We start from the raw sequence: 22,696 nt of genomic DNA, 5'->3' as shown, positions 1-22,696 counted from the left end.
CGTTGACGATCGGGTACAAGCGGCGCGCCGATCCGTTGTCAGCATCGTCCAAGCGTGCCGATGGGCGACGCGGGCGCCGACGACCGGCCTCAGTAGGGTTGTGCCATGGATCTGCCCCTCACCGCCGCCCTCGTGCCACGCCTCGAGATCCTCGCCCACGCCGGCTCGACCAACGACGAACTCGCCCGACGCGTGCGCGAGGACGGCGGTGACGCGTGGCCCGACCGCTCGGTGGTCCTCACCGACGACCAGCGCGGGGGACGAGGCCGCCTCGGTCGCGTGTGGACGGTGCCACCCGGAACGTCACTCGCCGTGTCGGTCCTGCTCCGGCCGGTCACTCCGTCGGGTGATCCGCTTCCACTGCGGGCCTACGGCTGGCTCCCGCTCCTCGCGGGTGCGGCGCTCGCGGAGTCGCTCCGGGAGCTCGGGGTGTCCGCCGACGTGAAGTGGCCGAACGACGTGCTCATCGGCGGCCGGAAGGTGTCCGGCATCCTCGCCGAGTTGCTGCCGAGTGGGGACGCGGTGATCCTCGGGACCGGTGTCAACCTCCGTCAGCGTGCCGAGGAACTGCCGACCGACCGGTCGACCTCGCTCGCGCTCGCCGGTCTCGTCGATCCTGACCCGGACACCGTCCTCGTCGGCTACCTGCGTGCGTTCGGCACCCTGTACGACGCCTACCTGGCGGCGTCCGGTGATGCCGAGGCCAGCGGGCTCCGAGCGGCGGTCACCGAGCGATGCGTGACGTTGGACAGCTCGGTGCGGGTGGAACTCCCCGGCGGCGACGTCCTGACCGGCACGGCCGAGCGGATCGACGTGGACGGGCGGCTCGTCGTCCGACCGACCGGCGGTGGTGCGCCGGTCGCAGTGGCGGCCGGCGACGTCACGCACGTGCGCTGAGCGTCCCCGCCTGTTCGGTGAGGGACCGGCGTGCGAGCACCGTCGCGCCGGAGACGGCTGCCGGCATGACCAGGACGGACAGGACCGGCACGAGGAAGAGGACCGCGACCGTCATCCCGAAGCCCAGGGTGCGGGCGCGTCTCCTGGCGAGGGTCCGGCGGCGGTCGCGCAACGACAATCCCCTCGCGTCGAACGCGTAGCCCGTCAGTTCGAGGGCGAGGAACCAACCGCTCACGGCGAGCCCGAGCACCGGGACCACCGTCTGGCCGATCACCGGGACGAAGCCGAGGAGGAAGAGGACGGCCGCCGTCGGGATGGTGAGCAGGAGCAGGCCGAGCGCCCGGGTGACACCGGTGAGGAGGCCGTGCCATGCGGACTCACCCGACTCCGGAGGAGCGTCGCCGAGGGTGCGTTCGACGTCGGCCCAGATCCGCTCGTAGAAGGGATCGCCGACGAGGAGCGTCGCTGCGGCGTAGGCGTACAGCATCACCACGACGGCGACGGCCACCAACGCCACCGCGGCGGCCACCCGGATGGACGAGCGGTACGGCTCGTCCCAGGTGTCGGCGAACGGTGTCGCCCAGTCGACGATCATGGCGGCGTTGACGCCGAGGAGGACGAGCAACGCGATGAACACGACGCCCACGATCGCGGCGGGGACCATGCCGAGCAGCATGCGCTTCGGCGAGGTGCCCCAGAGGCGGAATCCGCCGAAGAGGATGCCGATCCCCTCGAGGAACGACCCGACGACGCCGGGTTGCTGCGCCGTCGGTGCGGTGCTGTCGGCCGGTTTCACGCCTTCATGCTAGCCGGGCGATCGATGCACGGATGCTCGGGATCGCCGACGGGCGGGGTGGGAGCAGGCGGCGGGTTCCCGCGACTGCTAAGAATGGGAGTATGGCTGATCCCGGTATGACGGGGCCGGGCAGGCCGGCTCCTCCCGCGGCGGCGACCGAACGTGTGGTCGCACGCCTGCGTCCGCATGCCCGGCGGCTCCTGCTCCCCGCCCTCCTGCTCATCGCGGTGAGCGGCACCGGTGCGTACTTCTTCGGCTCGTTCGACCTCGAGTGGCAGAACTGGGCCGTCCTCATCGGCGGCGGGGTGATCGTGCTGGTCGCCTGCGTCCTGCCGTTCATCGCCTGGCTGTCGGTCCGCTACGTGATCACGACCCGGCGACTGATCGTCCGTCGCGGGTTCTTCGTGCGGACGCGCCAGGAGCTCTACCACGCCCGCGGCTACGGCATCACCGTGCACAAGAGCTGGGTGCAGAGCGCCTTCGGGAGCGGCAACGTCCGGGTGACGAGCGGTGGCGAGGTGCCGGTCGTCCTGCGGGACGTGCCCGGTGCGGTCCTCGTCCAGAACGCCCTGCACGAGCTCGTCGCCGAGAACCAGAGCATCGCCGCGCCGTACCCGGCCGCACCGCCTCCGATGCAGCAGCCACCGGTCCGACGCTGACCGGTGCGGGGCGCGCCCGGCCGGTACGATGTTCGAGTCGGGGCACCCGCCGATCCGCCTCCGGATCCGCTCGTCCCGCCTGCCGAAACGAGACCCGCCGGCCGGTCGCCGGAGAGCTGGAGTGAACCCATGAGCATTCGCGTCGGAGTGATCGGCGGCGGTCAGCTGGCCAGGATGATGGTGCCTGCGGCCGTGAACCTCGGGCTCGACATCCGGGTGCTCGCCGAGCAGGAGGGCATGTCCGCCCGGCTCGCCACCGTCGAGGTGGGCGACTACCGCGACGCCGACACGGTGCTCGCCTTCGCCGAGACGGTCGACGTCATCACCTTCGACCACGAGCACGTGCCGCAGCACGTCCTGCGGGCGCTCGTCGACGCCGGCGTGCAGGTGCACCCGGGACCGGACGCGCTCGCCGTCGCCCAGGACAAGCTGCTCATGCGCGAACGCCTCACGGAGCTCGGACTGCCGGTGCCCGACTGGGCGCGTGTGCACGACCAGGAGGAGCTCGCCGCCTTCCTCGCCGAGCACGGCGGGAAGGGCGTCGTGAAGACGCCGCGTGGTGGCTACGACGGCAAGGGCGTCCGCGTCGTCCACGGACCGAACGAGGTCGACGACTGGTTCACGGCGCTCTCCGAGGACGCCAACGGCGGTGCGCTGCTCGTCGAGGAGCTGGTGTCGTTCCGGCGCGAGCTCGCCCAGCTCGTCGCCCGTCGCCCGTCCGGCGAGGTGGTGCCGTGGCGCGTCGTCGAGACCGTGCAGCTCGGCGGGGTGTGCAGCGAGGTCATCGCTCCGGCTCCCGGCTCGGCGGGCCGGCTCGCCGACACCGCGGAGGAGATCGCCGTGACCGTCGCGACCGCGCTCGGGGTGACCGGGGTCCTGGCCGTCGAACTCTTCGAGACCGACGACGACCGCCTGCTCATCAACGAACTCGCCATGCGTCCGCACAACAGCGGGCACTGGACGCAGGACGGCAGCGTCACGAGCCAGTTCGAGCAGCACCTGCGCGCCGTCCTCGACCTGCCCCTCGGCTGGACGGGCTGTCACCGCGATTGGACCGTCATGGTGAACGTGCTCGGCGGGCCCGCCGAGGGGACGCTCGACGACCGTTACCCGCAGGTCCTCGGTGCGCACCCGCTGGCGAAGGTGCACAACTACGGCAAGGACCCGCGCCCCGGGCGCAAGGTCGGCCACGTCAACGTCGCGGGCGACGACCTCGACGACGTCGTGTACGAGGCACGCGCCGCCGCGGCGTTGCTCGGCGCCGAGAACGCCTGACCCGACCGCCCTTCGACGAGCTCAGGGACCGAGGGCCGGGCTCAGGGGCCGATGACCGGTCCCTGAGCCTGTCGAAGGGCCCTGCTCACGAGCCCGCAGCGCCTCAGTACACGTCGCGGATGTAGCGCTTCTCGCGCTTGAGCGTGTGCACGTACTCGGCTGCGGCCTCCGTCGAACGCCCGCCGTGTTCGGCGATGAGCTCGTGCAGCGCCTGGTCGACGTCCTTCGCCATCCGCGAGGCGTCGCCGCAGACGGCGAAGTGGCCGCCCTCCTCGAGCCAGGCGTAGAGCTCCTTGCCGTTCTCGCGCATCCGGGTCTGGACGTACACCTTCTCGCGCTGGTCCCGGGAGAACGCGAGGTCCAGACGATCCAGCACCCCTCCGGTGAGCAGCTCGCCGAGTTCGTCCTCGTAGATGAAGTCGTGTGCCCGGTGCTGGTCGCCGAAGAACAGCCAGTTCCGACCGGTGGCCCCGCGCTCGCGGCGCTCCTGGAGGAACGAGCGGAACGGTGCGATCCCGGTTCCCGGGCCGACCATGATGAGCGGCGCATCGTCGTCCGACGGCACCCTGAAGCCCGCGTTCGCGGAGACGAAGATCCCGCTCGTGGCACCCTCCGCGACCCGGTCGGCGAGATGCGTCGACGCGACGCCGCCGTGCAGACGGTCGCCGACCGCGTACCGGACGCTCGCGACGGTGAGGTGCACGCGCCCGTCGGCCGCCAGCGGACTGGAGGAGATCGAGTACGCGCGGTGCTGGAGCGGACGCAGCACGTCGAGGAGCGAGGCGGCGTCGAACCGGACCGCGGTGGAGCGCAGGAGGTCGAGGATGTCGCGGTCGCGCAACCAGGAGTCGAGCGTCTCCGCCTGGGCGAGCGCGAGGATCCCCGCCAGCTCCGAGTCCGGCGCGCGGTCGGCGAGTTCGGCCACGAGGTCCTTCGACGGGGTACGGATCTCGAACCCGTGGGTGAGCCGGTCCGCCAGGGTCGAGCCGTCGACCGACTCGTCCGCGGTCGCGTCCAGTTCGGCGATGATGGCGTCGACGAGCGCCGGGTCGTTGCTCGGCATGACGCCGAGGGCGTCGCCGGCCGCGTACTCGATGCCGCTGTCGCCAAGGTCGAACTCGTAGTGCCGGATCTCCTTCGACGAGGCCGGGCCGGACAGGACGCGGTTGACGGCGAGGGTCGCGCCGTACGGCGTCTTGCGGGTCCACGGTGAACGCGTGCGGCCGGGCTTCTTCGCCGGTTTGGCGGCCGGCGCGGGAGCGGGTGCTGCGTCGGCGTCCGTCGGGGCGAGGGCGCCGAAGAGCGACAGCGCCTGCGTGGTCCACGCCGCGGCGGGCTCCTCGTAGTCGACGTCACAGTCCACGCGGGCGAGGATGCGTTCCGCGCCGAGCTGCTCCAGCCGCGTGTCGATGAGCTTGCCCGCCTGGCAGAACCCGTCGTATCCGGAGTCGCCGAGCGCGAGCACGGAGAACTTCAGGCCGTCGAGGCGTGGTGCGGTGCTCGCCTGGAGCGTCTCCCAGAACAGTTCGGCGTTGTCGGGCATCTCACCTTCGCCGTACGTGGAGGTGATGACGACGACGTGTCCCATCGTCGGGAGCCGGTCGACCTCGACGTCGTCGAGTCCGATCGTCGTCACCGCCACGCCGTAGCCGGAGGCGGCTCGGCCGAGATCCTCCGCGATGGCCTCCGCAGTGCCCGTCTGCGTCCCGACGAGCACGTGCAGGGCGAGCTGCGGCGTGCGGCCACCGGCGTCGGTGGCGTCGATCGCGCTGGAGCGGACCCCTGCCAGGAATCCGGCGAGCCAGACCCGCTGCTCGGGGCTGAAGGGCGCGTCCGCGGGGATGAACGGGTCGTCGGCACTGCTTCCGAGCGCGGCGAGCGCCTCGAAGAGCACCGGGCTCGATCCGATCGCCGTCGGTGTCCGTGTCTCGGTCATGATCCCCTCCGGGCCGGGCGCGCTCATCGGCCACCCGCCAGCGTCAGTTCGGCCAGAGCGGCCGATGCAAGGAGTGCTTCGGTGCCACCGGTCGCTGCGGATCGGGCACGGTTCTTGGCGTGCTGGTGCATGATCCACCCAGTGGTGCCCGGGTGGTCGATCGACCGCACGTTCCGCAGCCGCAGGGCCTCCGTGTAGTCGTGGAGCCGCTTCGCTGCGATCATGGCGGCGAGCGCTCCGTCGTCGTACCGTTCGAGCAGCTCTCGAGCCGCCCGCTGCACCCGCTGCATGACGAAGAAGTCCTCGGTGAGGATGAGCGTGCGGACGCTCGCCTGCACGAGCGGGTGCGACGGGTCGTCGACGCCGGGCGTGCGGGACAGCGCGACCTCCTGGGCGAGCTTCAGCACCGTGTAGCTCGTGAGGAGTGCGTAGACGTCCTGCGGGTCCGCCGCGGGCTCGCCGAGTCCGGGGGCGCGACCGCCGCGGACCGGCCGGCGGTCGCGGTAGTCGAGCTTGAAGGTGCGGAGCTGCTGCGCCGCGAGGGCCGCGCCGAGCTCGTCGAGGAGTTCCTTGCGGCTCTTGGCCGCGAGGATCGCGTCGCTGTCCTGGTAGAGCAGCAGCGCGCGGGGCATGCCGAACACGAACTGGTGCCTCGCCGTGTCCCACTCGGCGAGCAACCGGGAGGCGAGCGGCGAGCCGGTCGCCTCGACGTGCCACTCCAGCAGGAGGAGCACGGCGGCCTCGTGGAACGCGGCCTGCTCGCCCTCGGTGATCGATCCGAGGAGGAGCGAGTCCGCGCTGACCTTGCTCGGCAGTTCGCCCCGCGGGTCGTACTGGTAGACGAAGCCACCGCTCATCCCGTTGCCGAAGCCGATCCCGAAGCCGCCGAGGTTCAGCACGGCGCCGTTGGTCATGTACTCGCAGGCGTAGTCGCCGACGCCCTCGACGACCGCGGTGGCGCCCGAGTTGCGGACGGCGAAGCGGTCGCCGGCCTCGCCCTGGACGAAGGTGCGGCCACCGGTCGCCCCGAAGAGCGCGAAGTTGCCGATGAGGACGTTGCCGCCGTCCTCCGAGCTGCCGCCGCCGGGGGAGAGGATCGCGATGGTGCCGCCGGATGCGCTCTTCCCGACGCCGTCGTTGCAGGTGCCGGTGTGCCGCCAGTGCAGGCCGTCGACGCAGAACGCCGCGTACGACTGTCCCGCCGAGTGTTCGGTGCGGATGGTCACGGTGTCTGCGGCGAGCGAACGGTGGCCGCGGTCGTCGGTGACGACCGAGGGGATGGCCGCCGCCTGGGCGTCGTCGAGCTCGTGGTTGAGGATGCGCTCGAGGTCGATCGCGAGCTGCCCGCCCACGGAACGCCAGCGGTTGCCGAGTCGGATCCCGCCGTCGGTGTCCTCGGCGCCCAGGTCGAGCGTCGTCCGGCCGTCGTCGAAGAGTCCTGCCCGTACCCGCTCGATGAGGGCGTCGTCGAGCGTGAAGTCCTTCTCCAGGTACACGGGGTCGGTGACGACGACCTCGGGGACGACCGCGAGCATGGCCCGCAGATCGAGGTCTGCGACGGCCGCCGGGTGGTCGACGAGGTGGAGGAGGTCGGTGCGACCGCGGGCTTCGCGGAGCGAGCGGAGGCCGAGGATGGCGAGCCGCTCGCGGACGTCGTGCGCGATGTTCAGGAGGTACTGCGCGAGCGCACGCGGGTCGCCGTCGAAGGTCTCCGGGTTGGTCGTGAGACCAGCCGGGCACTTCACGTTGCAGTTCTTCGCCATGACGCACTTGAGCATCATGAGCGCGGTGGTCCCGAACTCGAAGCTGTCGCCGCCGAGCAGGGCGGAGATGACGACGTCGCGACCGGTCTGGTGCGCGCCGGAGCAGCGCAGGGTGACCTTCGACCGCAGACCGTTCGCGCTGAGGGCCTGGTGGACCTCGGCGATGCCGATCTCGGCGCTGCGTCCGGCGTACTTGAGGCTCGTCACGGCGGCTGCGCCGGTCCCACCGGTGTTGCCGGCCACGTTGATGACGTCGGCACCGGCCTTGGCGACGCCGACGGCGATCGTGCCGATGCCCTCGGAGGAGACGAGCTTGACGACGACGCGGACCCGTGCCGCCTTGCAGTCGTGGATGAGCTGCGCGAGGTCCTCGATCGAGTAGGTGTCGTGGTGCGGCGGCGGCGAGACGAGCTCGATGCCGGGCGTGCCACCCCGGGCGGCGGCGATGTCCACCGTCACCTTGGGAGCCGGGAGCTGACCGCCCTCGCCGGGCTTGGCGCCCTGGCCGATCTTGATCTCGAGCTCCTGCAGCATCGGGTCGGCGAGGTAGCCGGCCCAGACACCGAAGCGCCCGGAGGCGAACTGCTTGATGCGTGAGCCGCGGATCGTCCCGTAGCGGGACAGGTGTTCGCCGCCCTCGCCACTGTTCGACATCCCGCCGACCATGTTGGTGCCGTGCGCGACCGCCTCGTGCGCGGTCGCCACGAGCGCGCCGTGGCTCATCGCCCCGGACGCGAGGGATCGGGTGATCTCGCTCGCTGGCTGGACGAGGTCGGTCGAGATGCTCTCGGCACCCTCGACGAGCATCGAGAAGTAGTCGTCGGCGGACCCCGTCGCCTCCACGATGAGGTCGCCACCGGAGATCCAGTGCCCCGTCACCTCGCCGCCGAAACGGTGGACGTAGTACTCGCCGAGCGCCGAGACCCGCGTGAGGTCGCCCGCGAGCGGTCCCGTGAGCTGCAGCCGGTGCCGCCCCTGCTCGGTCCGTGTCGCACGCAGACCGCGGACGACGATCGAGGAGTTGCCGACGGGGCCGAGCCGGTCGAGCTCGCGCGCGAACTCCTCCGGGGTGGTCAGCCGGGTGATGTCCTCGGGCAGCACGAGCACGTCGCGGAGGGCTGCCGGGCGACGGCGCCGCTCGGTGGTCATCGACTGGACGAAGGAGCGGTAGCCGGGCGTGATGGTGAAGGCGTCGATCTCGTCGTCGTCGAGGGCGTCGAAGGAGGTGTGCTGGTAGGCGTCGTCGTCGATCCCGAACGCGTCCTCGAGGTTCCCGATGGTGTGGAGGCGCAGCGGGTCGTCACCGAGCGTGCCGCCGTCGCGGTCGACGGCCGTGGTGTCTGCTCGCGGCAGCTGGACGGGCTCCTCGGTGAGGTCGACGAAGCCGCGGACCGCGGTCGTCCCGTAGGAGTGGCCCGCCCCCTCGGCGCGTTCCTTGAACAGGCCGAGGAGCGGGACATCCGCGTCGCTCGACGTGGTCAGGGCGCGCTGGTGCCAGGCGCTCGCCGTCCGGGCGATCCCGGCGAACCCGACGCCGCCGACGGGGGCGCGGAGGTGCGGGAAGGCGCGCGCGAGCACGGGGTCGCTCGTGTCGAGGTAGTTCGGCTCGAAGAACTCGCCGCCGATGTAGCTCTCGACGGTGCAGAGGCCGACCCGGCCCATGGTCTTGAGGAGCGACTTCTCGGCGGCGTAGGCGAACCGGCGGAACGCGGCCTCGACGTCGTCGGGGTGCTGCTGTTCGGCACGGAGACGGACCGCGAGCGGGTGCACCGCGGACGCGCCGAAGCCGAGGGCTGAGGCGACGTGGTGCGAGGACGGAAGCTGGCCGCTGTCGACCACGAGCGACACGCGGAGCCGGAGGCCGTCGTCGATGAGTCGCTGGTTGACGGCCGCCACGACCAGGATGAGTGGCAGGGCGGCACCCTCCGCGTGGACGCCGCGGTCGCTGAGGATCGCGATGCCGCCGTTCTCTGCGGCGAACCCGGCGACCTCCGCGGCCACGCGCTCGACGGCGGCCTCGAGCGCGTCGGCGTTCGCCTGCGCGTCCACCTCGGGCCGGTAGAGGATGTCGAACCATGCGACCGGCGACTCGTGCTGAGCGCTGAGGCGCCGCAGTTCGTCCTCGCTGACGATGGGGGATCGGAGGACGAGCTGCTTCGTTCCGATCGTGCCGCTGCCGGGCTTCGGGCCGAGCGCGACCCGGAGGGTCATGCCGTCCGCCTCACGGATGCTGTCGAGCGGCGGGTTGGTCACCTGGGCGAAGCGCTGCGAGAAGTACTTCGCCAGGCCGCCCTCCTGGTCGGACAGGGCGTTGATGGCGTTGCCGTAGCCCATCGCCGAGATCCGCTCCTTGCCCGAGGCGAGCATCGGGTCCGTCATGAACCGGAAGCTCTCCTGGTTGAGGGAGTAGGCGACGTAGCGCTGCACCTGGCTCAGCCCACCGCGGTAGGCGAAGGCGTCGTCCGCCGAGGCCGTCGGTGCCGGCACCGGCACACCCCGGTCCTCGAGCGCGTCGAGGTCGGTGGCCGATGCGGCGAGCATCGCCGGGTAGTCCTTGCGCGCCGCGAGGAGTTCGAGCGCCTCGCCCGTGCGGAGGCGCGTGCCCGTGCGGTGGTCGTAGGCGAGCATGCCGCCGGCCTCGATGCGACCGCGGTGGACCACCTCGTCGTCCGGGAACGGCAGCTGCCCGGCCTCGGAGGTGACGCAGAGGTAGTCCGCCGTCTCGACGCTGCGCAACGGGCGCAGGCCGAGGCGGTCGAGGCGGGCGCCGACGGTCGTGCCGTCGTTGAAGATGAGCGCGGCCGGGCCGTCGTTCTTCTCCTCGACGAGCGAGAAGTACTCGAGCATCGCCCGAACCTCGCGGCTCAGCGTGCGATCGTTCTCCCAGGCCGGGGGCATGACCGACACGACCGCCTCGAGCAGTTCGAGGCCGTCCTCGACGACGCGGCTGTGCAGCGTCTGGTCGAGTCGCGAGCTGTCCGACTGGCCCCTGGCCCGGATGATCTTCCGGCCACGTGACGCCGCCAGCGCCGTCTCGGACAGACGGTTCTTGCGGTCGGTGTTGAGCTCGCCGTTGTGCGCCATGAGTCGGAAGGGCTGCGCCATCGACGGGTGGGGAGCGGTGTTCGTCGAGAACCGGGTGTGGAAGGCGAGGGTTCTGACCCGGTGCAGCGGGTCGGCCAGGTCGGCGAAGTACGGGATGACCTCGCCGGAGTTGAGGCGTCCCTTGAGGACCTGGGTGCGCGTGCTGAGCGACAGCGGGTACAGGCCGTCGAGGGTGAGGTCCGTGTAGGCGGTCGCCTCGATCGCGAGCAGGGCCGCGTGCGCGCGCCGGTCGAGGTCCTCCGTGGAGGCGTCGTCCGAGGGCTCGAAGATCCACTGCCGGATCGGCAGCTGGTACTGCACGGCCTTCGGGCGCAGGACGGCGTCGACCGTCGGCACGGCACGGGCGAGCAGCACGGTGAAGCCGGCCTCGCCCAGCGAGCGTTCGATGAGCGCCTCGGCGTCGCCGATCCGACCGTGGTCGACCGGGAGGAAGACGTTCGCGACGCCGAACCGTCCGGCGACGAGCGGCTTGCCGACGAGGGAGCTGAAGAAGTCGACCGAGAGGTCGATCTGCACGCCCGCTCCGTCGCCGACACCCTCCGAGGACATGCCGCCGCGGTGGGGGATGGCGCACAGGGCGGTGTCGCCGAGTGCGATGACGTCGTGGCTCTGCACGCCGTCCTTGCGGGTGATGAAGCCGACGCCGCAGTCGCTCTTGTCGGTCTGGCGATCGACGAGGTCGGGCAGGGGCGATGGTGCGGCGGTGCGCGGGCGCGGTGGGACGGAAGACGAGATCACGACGGGGTACCCCTCGGAATGCGGGCGCTGGACGGCCCGGAGACGGTGAGATGACGGGACCGGATCTACGTCGCTGGAGGGTGGGTCCGTGTCGACGCGGGCGCTGGGTGCGGCGGCCGTCGTCTGCATGAATGGAGGTGTTCCGATCCTAACCGGGCCGTCCCGCCCACTCAACCGTAACGAGCCGAACCGGGCTGTTCGGCGTAGGCTGGGTGTTTCCGGTACGCATGGGACACGCCGTGAGCGCTCCGGCGGCTCCCGTCGACGGCCCATCGTGCAGCGCCCGGATGCGCTGCGGGACGGCTCACGAGTCGGCCCGGGGTGGATCGGATCGCGACCGGACGACCGATGTGCAGCCAGCTGCATGTTTTTCGGACCAGAATGGTGAGATGACGACAGAGCACACGGCTGCGACCGGTCGCGGCTTCGCGCACGCCAAGGCGATCCTGCTCGGCGAGCACGCCGTCGTCTACGGGTCTCCAGCCGTCGCCCTGCCCATCCCGTCGCTCCGGGTCGAGGCGACCGCCCGACGCATCGACGGGGCCTCGGTCCTCGACACCGAGATCTCGCTCGGCCCGCTCGACGCCTCCGACCCGCTCGGGACCACCGTCCTCGAAACCCTGTCGCACGTCGGTGCGGCACCGGCCGGTGTCGAGGTCGTCGTCCGCGGGACGCTGCCGATCGGACGGGGCCTCGGTTCGAGCGCCGCAGCAGCCAACGCGATCGTGGACGCCGTCGCCGACCTCCACGGCGTGGCGCTCGACGACGCCGACCGGTTCGAGCTCGTGCAGCGCGGCGAACGCGTCGCCCACGGGACGCCCAGTGGTCTCGACGCCCGGGCCACGAGCGCCTCGACGCCCATCCTCTTCACCGCCGGCCGGGTCGACCATCCGCCGATCCGCTTCGGCGGCAGCTTCGTCGTGGCCGACACCGGCGCGCGCGGGTCGACCCGGAAGGCGGTCGCCGACGTCAGAGCCTTCGTCGAGCTGCACCCCGAGCGTGGTCACGCGCTCCTGGCCGAGCTCGAACGCGGGACCGTGGCGGGCGTCGCCGACCTCGCCGCGGACCGCCGCGACGACCTCGGGACCCGCATGAACGCGGCGCAGGTCGTCCTCGACGAACTCGGCGCCGGCCACCCCGCCATCACCGCGCTCATCGCGGTCGCCGCGGCGAACGGCGCCCTCGGCGCGAAGCTCACGGGCGGCGGGCAGGGCGGATGCATCATCACCCTCGCCGCAGACCCCGCGTCAGCCCGACGCATCTCGCAAGCCCTCCTCGAGGCCGGAGCACTCGGCACCTGGACGATCGACGCGGAGGACTACGCGTGACCCTGACCCCGCAACAGCTCGCGACGACCGCCTCGGAGGAGGGCGGCGCGACCGCGCTCGCCAACCCCAACATCGCCCTCGTCAAGTACTGGGGCAAGCGGGACGAGGCGCTCATCCTCCCGTGGACCGGAAGCCTCTCACTGACCCTCGACGCAGCGCCCACGACGACGACGGTGCGACTGACGGACGCAGCCGACGACGTCGTGCTCCTCGGCGGACGAGCCCTCGAGGGCACCGCCCGCTCCCGCGTCACGCGCTTCATCGACCTCGTGCGCGCGCTCGCCGGCCGAGACGAGCGCGTCACCGTCGACTCCCACAACGAGATCCCCACGGGCGCCGGCCTCGCCTCCTCGGCCTCCGGCTTCGCTGCACTGGCGCTCGCCGCGTCGACCGCGTTCGGACTCGACCTCGATCGGCGTGCCCTCTCCCGGCTGGCCCGCCGTGGCTCGGGATCGGCTTCCCGTTCGATCTTCGACGGGATCGCCGTCTGGCACGCCGGGCACGACGACGAGAGCTCCTTCGCCGAGGCGGTGCCCGCGCCCGGACTCGAGCTCGGCATGGTCCTCACCGTCCTCGACGCCCGGGCCAAGTCGGTCTCCAGCCGCGACGGCATGCGGCGCACGGTCGACACCTCCCCGTACTACCCCGCCTGGGTCGAACGCACCCCCGTCGAACTCGAGGAGATGCTCGCCGCGATCGCCCGCGCCGACTTCACCGCGGTGGGCACGATCGCCGAGCGGAACGCGATGCGGATGCACGCCACGATGCTCGGCGCCGAGCCGCCGGTCCGGTACTGGGGACCGGCGAGCGTGGAACTGCTCGATCTCGTCGCAAACCTCAGAGGCGACGGCCTCGAATGCTATGCGACGATGGACGCCGGCCCGAACGTGAAGATCCTGTGTCGAGCCGACGCGGTCGACGAGCTCGCGACTCGGATCCTCGAGGCGCAGCCCGACATCGGCGTCATCCCCGCCAGAGCCGGACGGGGCGCGAGGCTCATCACCTCGGAGCCCGGCGGATCGGCGGGCGAGCAGACAACGGAAGGAGCGCGATGATCGAGATCAAGGCGCCCGGCAAGCTCTTCGTGGCCGGCGAGTACGCCGTCGTCGAACCAGGGCACCCCTCCATCCTCGTCGCGGTCGACCGGTGCGTCACCGTCCGACTCGAGGCGAGCGAGCACGAGGGCCGCATCTTCTCCGACCAGTACGGCCGAGCGCCCATCATCTGGCGGCGCAACCGCAACGGGGTCGTCGTCGAGCACGAGGAACGCCCGCTCGACCACGTCCTCTCCGCCGTGAGCACGATGGAGACCCTCGTCGCCGAGCTCGGCGTCGCGCAGCGGTTCTCCGCGCTGTCCATCACCAGTGAGCTCGACGACGCGAGCGGCCGGAAGTTCGGCCTCGGCTCGAGTGCGGCCGTGACGACCGCCACCATCCGCGCCCTCGACGAGTTCTACCAGCTCGACCTCACCCGCACGCAGATGCTCAAGCTCGCGATCCTCGCCACCATCGACGTCGCGCCGGCAGCCTCCGGGGGCGACCTCGCGGCGAGCATGTTCGGCGGCTGGCTCCGCTACACCTCGCCCGATCGGGCCCGGCTGCGGGAGGTGCGCCACCGCGAAGGGGTGCTCGCCGCCCTCCGCGACCCCTGGGCCGAGCTAGGGCTCGAGCGCCTGTCGCCGCCCACCTCGCTCCGGCTCCTCGTCGGCTGGACCGGCGAGCCCGCCTCGACCACGCGTCTCGTCGACGAACTGCAGTCCCGCAAGTGGGCGGAGACCGCCCACTACACCTCCTTCCTCGCGGCCAGCCGCGCCGCCGTCGACGCCCTCACGATCGGCTTGAACGACGAGGACCCGGCCCTCGTGCTCGGCGCCGTCCGCTCCGCGCGCGCGACGCTCGCCGGTCTCGGACGCGACGCCGGTGTCGACATCGAGACCGCCGCGCTTGCTCAGCTCTGCGACGCCGCCGAGCGTCTCGGCGGGGCGGCCAAGTCGTCCGGTGCCGGTGGTGGCGACTGCGGGATCGCGTTCATCGGCCAGTCCGTCTCCACCGCCGCCCTGGAAGACGACTGGTCGGCGCACGGCATCGAGCGGCTCCCGCTCACGGTGCACCCGCCGACCGGACTCATCGACGCCGCCCACAGCCCGTGGGGGCCGTCGGAGATCAGCCGTACCGACGACGACGCGGTCGAATCCATCAGATCCACCTACGCTCGTGCCTTCGCCGAGCAGCACGACGTCCTCCGGGGCGGAACGGAACCCCACGCATGAGCAACGAACCCGACGGCGTCGCACCGGTCCCACTCAAGTGGATCGGCCCGCTCCACCTGAGCGGCAACGTCATGGAGGGCGAGCAGGAGGTTCCGCTCGCCACCTACGAGAGCCCGCTCTGGCCGTCGGTGCGCCGGGGCGCCCGCATCTCCTCCATGGTCCCCGGCGGCATCCGCGCGACCCTCGTCGACGAGCGGATGAGCCGCTCCGTCCTGTTCGAGGTCGACTCCGCCGGCGACGCCCTGCAGGCGCTCCGCGAGATCGAGCGCAGCCTGCCCGAGCTGCAGGCCGTCGTCGCCCAGTCGAGTCACTTCGCAGAACTCATCGAGATCAACTCGCAGATCGCCGGCAACCTGCTCTTCCTGCGCCTCGAGTTCCGCACGGGTGACGCGTCCGGGCACAACATGGTCACGCTCGCGGCGGACCGTCTCATGCCGTACATCATGGAGCGTTGGCCGATGCTCCGCTACGGCTCGATCTCCGGCAACTTCTGCTCCGACAAGAAGGCGACCGCGGTCAACGGCATCCTGGGTCGCGGCAAGAACGTCGTCACCGAGATGACGATCCCGCGGGCGATCGTCGAGCGGTTCCTGCACACGACGCCCGAGCAGATCGTGCAGCTGAACGTGCGCAAGAACCTCGTCGGGACGATCCTCGCCGGTGGCCTGCGCAGCGCGAACGCCCACTACGCCAACATGCTGCTCGCGTTCTACCTGGCGACCGGCCAGGACGCGGCGAACATCGTCGAGGGCTCGCAGGGCGTCACGCACGCCGAGGTCCACGACGGCGACCTCTACTTCTCCTGCACCCTGCCGAACCTCATCGTCGGCACGGTCGGCAACGGCAAGGGGCTCGGCTTCGTCGAGGAGAACCTCACCCGCCTCGGGTGCCGCGAGGACCGTGAACCCGGCGCCAACGCCCGGCGACTCGCCGTCCTGTGTGCTGCCGCCGTCTGGTGTGGCGAACTGTCACTCCTCGCCGCGCAGACCAACCCCGGCGAGCTCATGGCCGCCCACCTGAAGCTCGAACGCAGCGCGCAGACCGCAGCCGGCGCGCCCGCCTGACCCTCCCACCGCACCGGGGGACCGGTGCATCGTCGACGCTCGAACGGAGCACCCCGCACGTGAACACCAACCAGACCAGCAGCCCCGCCGTCGGCATCGACGACATCGCCTTCGCGACCGGGGCGAACCGCATCGACCTCGCCGAGCTCGCCGGGCGCTTCGGTGTCGAACCCGCCAAGTACTACATCGGTCTCGGCCAGAGCGAGATGAGCGTCCCCGCCGCCGACGAGGACATCGTCACGATGGCCGCCGCCGCTGCGGCGCCGATCATCGAACGCCACGGCAGCGACCGCCTCCGGACCGTCCTGTTCGCCACCGAGTCCGGGATCGACCAGTCGAAGTCCGCTGGCGTCTACGTTCACCGGCTGCTCGGCCTGCCGCAGGCGGTCCGCGTGGTCGAGCTCAAGCAGGCCTGCTATTCGGCCACCGCGGCACTGCAGTTCGCGGCTGCGCTCGTGGCGCGGAACCCCGAGGAGACCGTCCTCGTGATCGCGAGCGACGTCGCGCGGTACGAACTGCACTCCAACGCCGAGCCGACGCAGGGTGCCGGGGCCGTCGCCATGCTCGTGGCCGCCGATCCGGCCGTCCTCGAGCTCGAGACCGCGACCGGCGTCTACACGCAGGACGTCATGGACTTCTGGCGCCCGAACCACAGTGCGACGGCGATCGTCGACGGCAAGCTGTCCATCTCCGCCTACCAGGACGCCATCGAGGGGGCCTGGGCGGACTACCGGTCGCGCGGCGGAGCGGACTTCTCCGAGGTCGACCACTTCTGCTACCACCAGCCGTTCACGAAGATGGCGATCAAGGCGCACCGGCACCTGGCCAAGTCGCTCGGCTCCGAGCGCACCCAGGAGGAGTTGGACGCACAGATCGAGCCGACGACCGGGTACAACCGCCGGATCGGGAACAGCTACACGGCCTCCGTGTACCTCGCGCTGCTGGCGCTGCTCGACGGCGACGACGACCTCACCGGTCGGCGCATCGCGTTCCTCAGCTACGGCTCTGGTGCGGTCGCGGAGTGCTTCAGCGGCATCGTGCGTCCGGGCTACCGCTCGGCTCTGCGGAGCGACGCGAACCGTGCGCAGCTCGATGCCAGGACGGTCGTCGACGACGCCCGCTACCTGCAGCTTCTTGAGGACGCGGCGTCGGCCGACGTCCACGACTCGGACCGTCCGCGCGAGACCGGTGCGCCGTTCCGTTTCGCGGGCGTCGTCGGCGACCGCCGGCAGTACGAGCCCACCTCCGCCTGACCGCTCCCGCGCCCGAGCTCTCCCGAGTGGTCGCCAGCGCGGTGCGCTGACGTCACCGCGGGTCGGGGACGTGAGCGCGGGTCTCCGGAGGGGCGCGCTCACGCGTCTGCCCCGCGCTCGTGCCGGTTCCGCCGCGCTCGCGTCAGCGCACCGCGCCGACGCCGGTTCCGCCGCGCTCGCGTCAGCGCACCGCGCTGGCACTCCACCCGATCAGGGACTGGTCACCCTCGGGAGGTGGCGGCTCGGATCCGGTCGACGAGGAACGGGCCCAGGGTCCGCGACCAGCTGGCCGTGATGTGGTGCAGATCGCGATAGACGAGCACGTTCCCGACGGCGAGCGGACAGGTCCCCGCCGCGCAGTACAGCTCGCCGAGATCCACGACCGGCACGGCACCGTCGGTCATCGCCGCCGTGGCGGTGTTCAGGTCGAACGTCGGGTATGCCTCGGCCACGGGGAAGGCGCACGCCCCCGCGATGAGCTCGGCGGCGCTCGCGCGGTCGACGCAGGCCGCGGCCTCGGTCGGCACGCGCGGATTGTCCCGCAGCACCACGATCGACGTCCCCTGCTCGAGCACCGGTCTCCAGGCCGCGAGCGTCGCGCCGCGGATCGCGGCCTGCTCGGCCACCGAGGTCTCGTCCGGACTCTTCGAGGTCACCAGGATGATGTCGTACGGCCGCTCACCCGTGAACGCCTGCTGCAGGAGCGTCCGTCGCGCGACACAGGCCGCCGAGTCGTCCGGTCCCGGCTCCCGCCACTCACAGCCCTTGCCGACGTACACGTCGAGCCGCCAATTGCGTGCCTCGAGCTGGTCGACGAGGCCGGGGATGAGCATCGTGGCGTGCGAGTTCCCGGTGAGCGCGACCCGCGTGGCGTCCGGGCGATCGGAACCGAAGGTGCAGCCGGGGAAGTCCGGCGCGTCGGCCGCCGCGGAACACCGGAAGGTGTCACCCGTGTCCTCGGTCCGCACCGAGAGCGGCGGCAGGAGTTCGTCCGCCAACGCCGGGTTGGTGCAGCCCGACACGGCCGCATCGGCACCGAAACACGGCTCGCCGTCCGCGACGTAGGCGTCCACGGTGCTCGCGAGGGCGCGTTCCTCGGCGGCGACGGTCAGCAACCCCGCCGTCGGGATGCAGAGCACGAGCGCGGTCGCCGCGCCAGCCGCCAGGACGGTCCGTGCGGAGCGCGCGTGCGCGAGGACGGGGGCTCGTCGGACGGGGTCCTCGACGAAGCGTTTCGTCAGCGCGGCGAGGACCACGGCGACGACCAGGAGTGCGGCAGCGATCGCCCAACCGAGCGGATCGCCGAGCGCGACGGGCACGCCGAGCACCCACGGCGCGACCACGATGAGCGGCCAGTGCCACAGATACAGCGAATAGGAGAGATCGCCGAAGAGGAGCGACGCACGTGTGCGCGCAAGGGTCGTCACGGACCATCGGTGGGTCGACGACCCACCGACGATCACGAGGAGCGTCCCGAGGACCGGGAGGGCGGCGGCGATCCCGGGGAACGCCGTCCGCTCGGTGAAGGTGACCAGCGCGACCGCCAGGAGGACGACGCCGAGGACACCGGAGGCCGTCCGCCACCGGGTGCGGTGCACGACCACGACCGGCCCGAGGAGCGCGAGCAGACCGCCGGCCGCGAACTCCCAGGCACGGGTCGGTGTGGCGAAGTACGCCGGTGCCGGATCCGCCGCCGTGTACAGGATCGAGCACAGGAGTGAGGTGGCACCGATGATCCCGAGCGCAACACCGAGGGTGCGGCGGAGGTCCGACGGTCGACGCCTGGTGAGCCACACGCACAGCACGACGACGAGCGGCCAGCCGAGGTAGAACTGTTCTTCGACGGAGAGCGACCAGAAGTGCTGGACCGGTGACGCGGCGCTGCCCTGTGCGAGATAGTCCACGGAGCTCCCGACCAGGAACCAGTTCTCCCAGGAGGTCGCGCTCGCCACGGTCTCGGTGAAGAACTGCGTCCAGGCGCTCGGCGGAGCGAACCGCCAGATGAGGACGGCGGTGACGGCGAGGACGAGCAGGGCGGCCGGCAGGAGTCGCCGTATCCGGCGGGCCCAGAACGCCGGGAGGTCGACGCGGCCCGTCTCGTCGGCCTGGCGTGCGAGGTGGCTCGTGATCAGGTACCCGCTGACGACGAAGAACACGTCGACGCCGACGTACCCGCCGGGCAGGAGGCTCGACGACAGGTGGAAGACGACGACGGACAGGACGGCGATCGCGCGGAGCAATTGGATGTCGGGCTGCGTGCGCGGAACCGCTCCGAGGAGGGGAGACGCACCGGTCCGGTCCTGCACCTGCCTCACGCGCCCTCCTCCACCGCCCGGGTCGACGGACGGATGGCTCAGCGTAGGGAACGCCGGTGACGCACTCGTGGACGGCAGATGACGGGTTCGCATCGGCACGCGGTGGCGCGCGGTGTCGCGCGGCGGAGGGCCGGCGGCCGGTCAGCCGACGTTCGCGCCGAAGAGCAGGCCGAGCACGTAGGTCGCTGCGGCTGCGCCGTACCCGATCGCGAGTTGTCGCAGTGCCCGGCGGAGCGGTGGCCCGCCGGAGAGGAGCCCGACGACGGCGCCGGTGCCGAGGAGGGCCACCCCGACCAGGAGCGCGGCGATGAGGAGCGCAGCGACACCCTGCAGCCCGAACAGGTAGGGCAGGACCGGGATGACGGCGCCCGACGCGAAGAAGCAGAAGCTCGAGAGCGCGGCGCCGAGCCCGGTCCCGATGGCCTCGTGCTCCATAGCCGTCCGGGCCTCGCGCTGGTAGGTGCCGGCGCCGACGCGGGCCAGGACGTCCGCTGCGTGGGCCTCGGCCTCGCCGACCTCCATGCCACGGGCCCGATAGACGAGCGCGAGTTCGTTCGCGTCGACGTCGAGGTGGGGGAAGGCATCGTCGGCCGCCGGGTTGGGGCTGGACGCCTCGAGCAGTTCCCGCTGCGACCGGACCGAGACGTACTCGCCGGCTCCCATCGACAGCGCGCCCGCCAGGAGGCCCGCGAGCCCGGCGGCGAGGACGACGCCGTTGCCGACGCCGGTGGCGCTCATGCCGATGACGAGCGCGAGGTTCGAGACGAGTCCGTCGTTCGCTCCGAACACGGCCGCCCGGAAGGTTCCGGACAGGCGGTTGCGTCCTCGGGCGGCCAGGCCCCGGACGACCTCCTCGTGGATCTGCTCGTCGGCGGCCATGCGTTCGGTGGCCGCCCGTTCGGTCGCGTAGGGCGAGCGGGACTCGGCGCGCTGGACGAGCGCCAGGACGAAGACGGATCCGAACCGCCTCGCGAGCCAGCCGAGCAGCCTGGTCCGCAGGTCACCGCGTTGCGGCTTCCCGATGTCGTCCCCGAGCAGGGCGATCCAGTGCGACTCGTGACGTTTCTCGGCCTCCGCGAGCGCGAGCAGGATGTCGCGCTCCTCACCGCTCCGCCGGCCGGCGAGATCCCGGTAGACGGCGGCTTCGGCGCGTTCGTCGGCGAGGTACCCGCGCCACCGCCGCAGCTCGCGCTGGCTGGGTGGCTCCTGGCGTGATGCGGATCCATCCGCGGTCGGCGTGCTCATCCGCCGATTGTCCCAGACACCTGTCGATCGGTGCGCTGGGCGGTACGGAGGCGTCCCCGGACTGGGGGGCGCCTGGGCGAGGGCTTGTCCGCCGGCTGCGGTGCGTCCTGAGCCGATCTTCAGGCACCGCGATCTACGATGGTGCTCATGCCCGAGAACTCCGCCCCGTCCCTTGACGCCCCGCCGCTCGTCGGCGTCGTGATGGGCTCGGACTCCGACTGGAACGTCATGAGCGATGCGGCGCAGGTGCTCCGCGACTTCGGCGTGCCGTTCGAGGTCGAGGTGCTGTCGGCCCACCGCACGCCCGAGAAGATGATCGCCTACGGCAAGGCCGCCCACGGCCGTGGCGTGAAGGTCGTCATCGCCGGAGCCGGCGGCGCGGCGCACCTTCCCGGAATGCTCGCCTCCGTGACCACGCTCCCGGTCGTCGGCGTGCCGGTGCCGCTCTCCCGCCTCGACGGCCTCGATTCGCTCCTGTCGATCGTGCAGATGCCCGCGGGCGTGCCAGTCGCGACCGTCTCGATCGGCGGAGCGAAGAACGCCGCGCTGATCGCCGTCAAAATCCTCGCCACGGCCGACGACGCCCTGCACCAGGCGCTCGTCGCCTATGCCGAGGCCCTCGCCGACTCCGTCGAGGAGAAGAACCGGAACCTCAAAGCGCAGCTATGACGAGTGCAGCCACCGCCGCGAAGCCGATGCGGTATCCCGACACCCGTTCACGCGAGGTGATGACGAAGCGTGCCTGGTGGCTCGTCGTCCTCAACCTCCTGATCCCCGGCTCTGCACAGGTGCTCGCCGGGAACCGGAAGCTCGGGCGGTTCGGACTCTTCTGCACCCTGTCACTCTGGGTGCTCGCGATCGTGGCCGTTGTCGCCTACCTGCTGTGGCCCGCCCCGGTCATCACCATCGCGACGAACTGGTTCACCTTGACCGCCGTGCAGGTGCTCCTCGCTCTCTACGCCATCCTGTGGGTCATTCTCACGCTCGACACCCTGCGCCTCGTCCGCCTCGTCCGAGCCTCTCCGAACGCGCGGCTCGGTGTCGCGCTCTTCGCCACGTTGGCGCTCGTCGCCGTCGCCGGGACAGCGGGCTACGGTGCGGTCGTGGCGGGCTCGGCACGTGGCACGATCGGCTCGATCTTCGCTCAGACCGCCCCGGTCGACCCGGTCGACGGGTACTACACCTTCCTCCTCCTCGGGGGTGACGCCGGCGCCGACCGTGAGGGACTGCGACCCGACAGCACCTCGGTCGTCGCCGTCAACGCCGAGACGGGCAAAGCGACCGCATTCGGGCTCCCGCGTGACCTCGATCCCGTGCCGTTCCCGGAGGGGTCCGAGATGGCTTCGCTGTATCCGAACGGCTACGGCTATGAAGACGATTGCGACGTCGACGTCTGCCAGCTCAACTCGATCTACACGGAGATCCAGCTCAAGAACCCCGAACTGTTCCCGAAGGCCGAGGCCGCGGGGAGCGAGCCCGGCATCGAGGCCATGAAGCAGGCGGCCGAAGGCGCGACCGGCCTGAAGATCCAGTACTACGTCCTGGTGGACATGCAGGGCTTCGCGACGCTCATCGACGCGCTCGGCGGTATCACCATGACGCCGACGCAGCGGCTCCCGATGGACGGCGATGAGGACCTCAACGACGTCACCGAGTGGATCGAGCCCGGTAAGCAGGTCATGGACGGTCGGACGGCACTCATGTACGCGCGCTCCAGGCACTCGACGAGCGACTACGACCGGATCGCGCGCCAGCGCGAACTCCAGGACGCGATGCTCAAGCAGTTCAACCCGACGAACGTCCTGTTGCGCTTCCAGGAGATCGCCGCGGCGAGCCCGGACGTCGTGAAGACGGATGTCCCGCAGTCGATGCTCGGGTACTTCGTGAACCTCGCCGGGAAGACGAAGACCGCCGGCCTCGCGAGCGTGGAGTTCGTGCCGCCGCTCATCGACCCCACCGAGCCCGACTACGGGCTCATCAAGCAGACCGTCCAGGACACGCTCTGGCCGCCGACACCGACCGCGGACCCGACCGACGCGGGTTGACCCCGCGA

At 71.3% G+C, this 22,696-nt stretch carries 15 protein-coding genes; 10 read left to right on the top strand and 5 right to left on the bottom strand.

Annotation, left to right across the window (positions count from 1 at the left end):
• The first annotated feature begins 105 nt into the window (after window positions 1–105).
• The gene (locus ITJ62_RS18230) at window positions 106–897 is read left to right on the top strand and encodes a biotin--[acetyl-CoA-carboxylase] ligase (RefSeq protein ID WP_194605215.1); all 792 of its coding nucleotides are present in this window, start codon (window positions 106–108) and stop codon (window positions 895–897) included.
• Here ITJ62_RS18230 and ITJ62_RS18225 read toward each other — a convergent pair.
• Window positions 881–1,693: an EI24 domain-containing protein gene (locus tag ITJ62_RS18225; RefSeq protein WP_194605212.1), complete on the bottom strand. Its 813-nt coding sequence runs from the start codon at window positions 1,691–1,693 to the stop codon at window positions 881–883. The two genes, ITJ62_RS18230 and ITJ62_RS18225, sit on opposite strands and share 17 nt — an antisense overlap.
• 101 nt (window positions 1,694–1,794) lie before the next feature.
• Between ITJ62_RS18225 and ITJ62_RS18220 the strand changes: the two genes are divergently transcribed.
• Window positions 1,795–2,352, top strand: a complete 558-nt coding sequence (locus tag ITJ62_RS18220) for a PH domain-containing protein (protein ID WP_194605209.1) — start codon at window positions 1,795–1,797, stop codon at window positions 2,350–2,352.
• A gap of 129 nt (window positions 2,353–2,481) precedes the next feature.
• Window positions 2,482–3,627 (top strand): 5-(carboxyamino)imidazole ribonucleotide synthase, encoded by a 1,146-nt coding sequence (locus ITJ62_RS18215; protein WP_064295173.1) that lies wholly within the window; start codon window positions 2,482–2,484, stop codon window positions 3,625–3,627.
• Window positions 3,628–3,730: 103 nt separating this feature from the next.
• Here the strand turns inward: ITJ62_RS18215 and ITJ62_RS18210 are convergent, their stop codons facing one another.
• Complete coding sequence (locus ITJ62_RS18210) at window positions 3,731–5,563, bottom strand: sulfite reductase subunit alpha (RefSeq protein WP_082916047.1); 1,833 nt, start codon at window positions 5,561–5,563, stop codon at window positions 3,731–3,733.
• Window positions 5,564–5,586: 23 nt separating this feature from the next.
• Window positions 5,587–11,169: a glutamate synthase-related protein gene (locus ITJ62_RS18205; RefSeq protein WP_370582003.1), complete on the bottom strand. Its 5,583-nt coding sequence runs from the start codon at window positions 11,167–11,169 to the stop codon at window positions 5,587–5,589.
• Window positions 11,170–11,558: 389 nt separating this feature from the next.
• Here ITJ62_RS18205 and mvk point away from each other — a divergent pair, with 389 nt between their 5' ends.
• From mvk to ITJ62_RS18180, 5 genes are read left to right on the top strand one after another with little or no spacing between them, the layout of a single operon-like run.
• A complete protein-coding gene (gene mvk / locus ITJ62_RS18200; protein ID WP_194605203.1) occupies window positions 11,559–12,497 on the top strand; it encodes a mevalonate kinase in 939 nt (312 codons plus the stop codon).
• Window positions 12,494–13,552: a diphosphomevalonate decarboxylase gene (gene mvaD, locus ITJ62_RS18195; RefSeq protein ID WP_370582002.1), complete on the top strand. Its 1,059-nt coding sequence runs from the start codon at window positions 12,494–12,496 to the stop codon at window positions 13,550–13,552. Before mvk ends, mvaD begins: the two co-directional genes overlap by 4 nt.
• Window positions 13,549–14,766 (top strand): phosphomevalonate kinase, encoded by a 1,218-nt coding sequence (locus ITJ62_RS18190; protein ID WP_071262515.1) that lies wholly within the window; start codon window positions 13,549–13,551, stop codon window positions 14,764–14,766. Before mvaD ends, ITJ62_RS18190 begins: the two co-directional genes overlap by 4 nt.
• The gene (locus ITJ62_RS18185) at window positions 14,763–15,830 is read left to right on the top strand and encodes a hydroxymethylglutaryl-CoA reductase (protein WP_079002857.1); all 1,068 of its coding nucleotides are present in this window, start codon (window positions 14,763–14,765) and stop codon (window positions 15,828–15,830) included. The genes ITJ62_RS18190 and ITJ62_RS18185 overlap by 4 nt, the downstream gene beginning before the upstream one ends.
• Before the next feature lie 59 nt (window positions 15,831–15,889).
• Window positions 15,890–17,083, top strand: coding sequence for a hydroxymethylglutaryl-CoA synthase (locus ITJ62_RS18180; protein ID WP_194605195.1), 1,194 nt, complete (start codon window positions 15,890–15,892; stop codon window positions 17,081–17,083).
• A 221-nt stretch (window positions 17,084–17,304) separates the two neighbouring features.
• On the opposite strand, the gene ITJ62_RS18175 is transcribed toward ITJ62_RS18180, so the two are convergent.
• Together ITJ62_RS18175 and ITJ62_RS18170 are read right to left on the bottom strand one after the other, a co-directional pair.
• Entirely contained in the window at window positions 17,305–19,398 is a 2,094-nt protein-coding gene (locus tag ITJ62_RS18175; RefSeq protein WP_194605192.1) for an acyltransferase family protein, read from the bottom strand.
• Window positions 19,399–19,539: 141 nt separating this feature from the next.
• Complete coding sequence (locus ITJ62_RS18170) at window positions 19,540–20,643, bottom strand: VIT1/CCC1 family protein (protein ID WP_194605189.1); 1,104 nt, start codon at window positions 20,641–20,643, stop codon at window positions 19,540–19,542.
• Between the two features lie 147 nt (window positions 20,644–20,790).
• Here ITJ62_RS18170 and purE point away from each other — a divergent pair, with 147 nt between their 5' ends.
• Together purE and ITJ62_RS18160 are read left to right on the top strand one after the other, a co-directional pair.
• On the top strand, window positions 20,791–21,312 hold the full coding sequence (gene purE, locus ITJ62_RS18165) for a 5-(carboxyamino)imidazole ribonucleotide mutase (protein WP_370582001.1): 522 nt from the start codon (window positions 20,791–20,793) through the stop codon (window positions 21,310–21,312).
• Window positions 21,309–22,688: an LCP family protein gene (locus tag ITJ62_RS18160; RefSeq protein ID WP_228498775.1), complete on the top strand. Its 1,380-nt coding sequence runs from the start codon at window positions 21,309–21,311 to the stop codon at window positions 22,686–22,688. The genes purE and ITJ62_RS18160 overlap by 4 nt, the downstream gene beginning before the upstream one ends.
• The last annotated feature ends 8 nt before the right edge of the window (window positions 22,689–22,696 follow it).

Source organism: Plantibacter sp. VKM Ac-2876, assembly GCF_015350715.1.
In the GTDB taxonomy this organism is placed as follows: domain Bacteria; phylum Actinomycetota; class Actinomycetes; order Actinomycetales; family Microbacteriaceae; genus Plantibacter; species Plantibacter auratus.
The sequence above is the reverse complement of the archived record's forward strand: the minus strand, read 5'-3'. Positions and strand labels throughout refer to the sequence as shown.

Coding starts and splice junctions, on each gene's coding strand:
- ITJ62_RS18230 (WP_194605215.1), top strand. CDS start 106: ATGGATCTGCCCCTCACCGCCGCCCTCGTGCCACGCCTCGAGATCCTC.
- ITJ62_RS18220 (WP_194605209.1), top strand. CDS start 1,795: ATGGCTGATCCCGGTATGACGGGGCCGGGCAGGCCGGCTCCTCCCGCG.
- ITJ62_RS18215 (WP_064295173.1), top strand. CDS start 2,482: ATGAGCATTCGCGTCGGAGTGATCGGCGGCGGTCAGCTGGCCAGGATG.
- ITJ62_RS18210 (WP_082916047.1), bottom strand. CDS start 5,563: ATGACCGAGACACGGACACCGACGGCGATCGGATCGAGCCCGGTGCTC.
- mvk (WP_194605203.1), top strand. CDS start 11,559: ATGACGACAGAGCACACGGCTGCGACCGGTCGCGGCTTCGCGCACGCC.
- ITJ62_RS18190 (WP_071262515.1), top strand. CDS start 13,549: ATGATCGAGATCAAGGCGCCCGGCAAGCTCTTCGTGGCCGGCGAGTAC.
- ITJ62_RS18185 (WP_079002857.1), top strand. CDS start 14,763: ATGAGCAACGAACCCGACGGCGTCGCACCGGTCCCACTCAAGTGGATC.
- ITJ62_RS18170 (WP_194605189.1), bottom strand. CDS start 20,643: ATGAGCACGCCGACCGCGGATGGATCCGCATCACGCCAGGAGCCACCC.
- purE (WP_370582001.1), top strand. CDS start 20,791: ATGCCCGAGAACTCCGCCCCGTCCCTTGACGCCCCGCCGCTCGTCGGC.
- ITJ62_RS18160 (WP_228498775.1), top strand. CDS start 21,309: ATGACGAGTGCAGCCACCGCCGCGAAGCCGATGCGGTATCCCGACACC.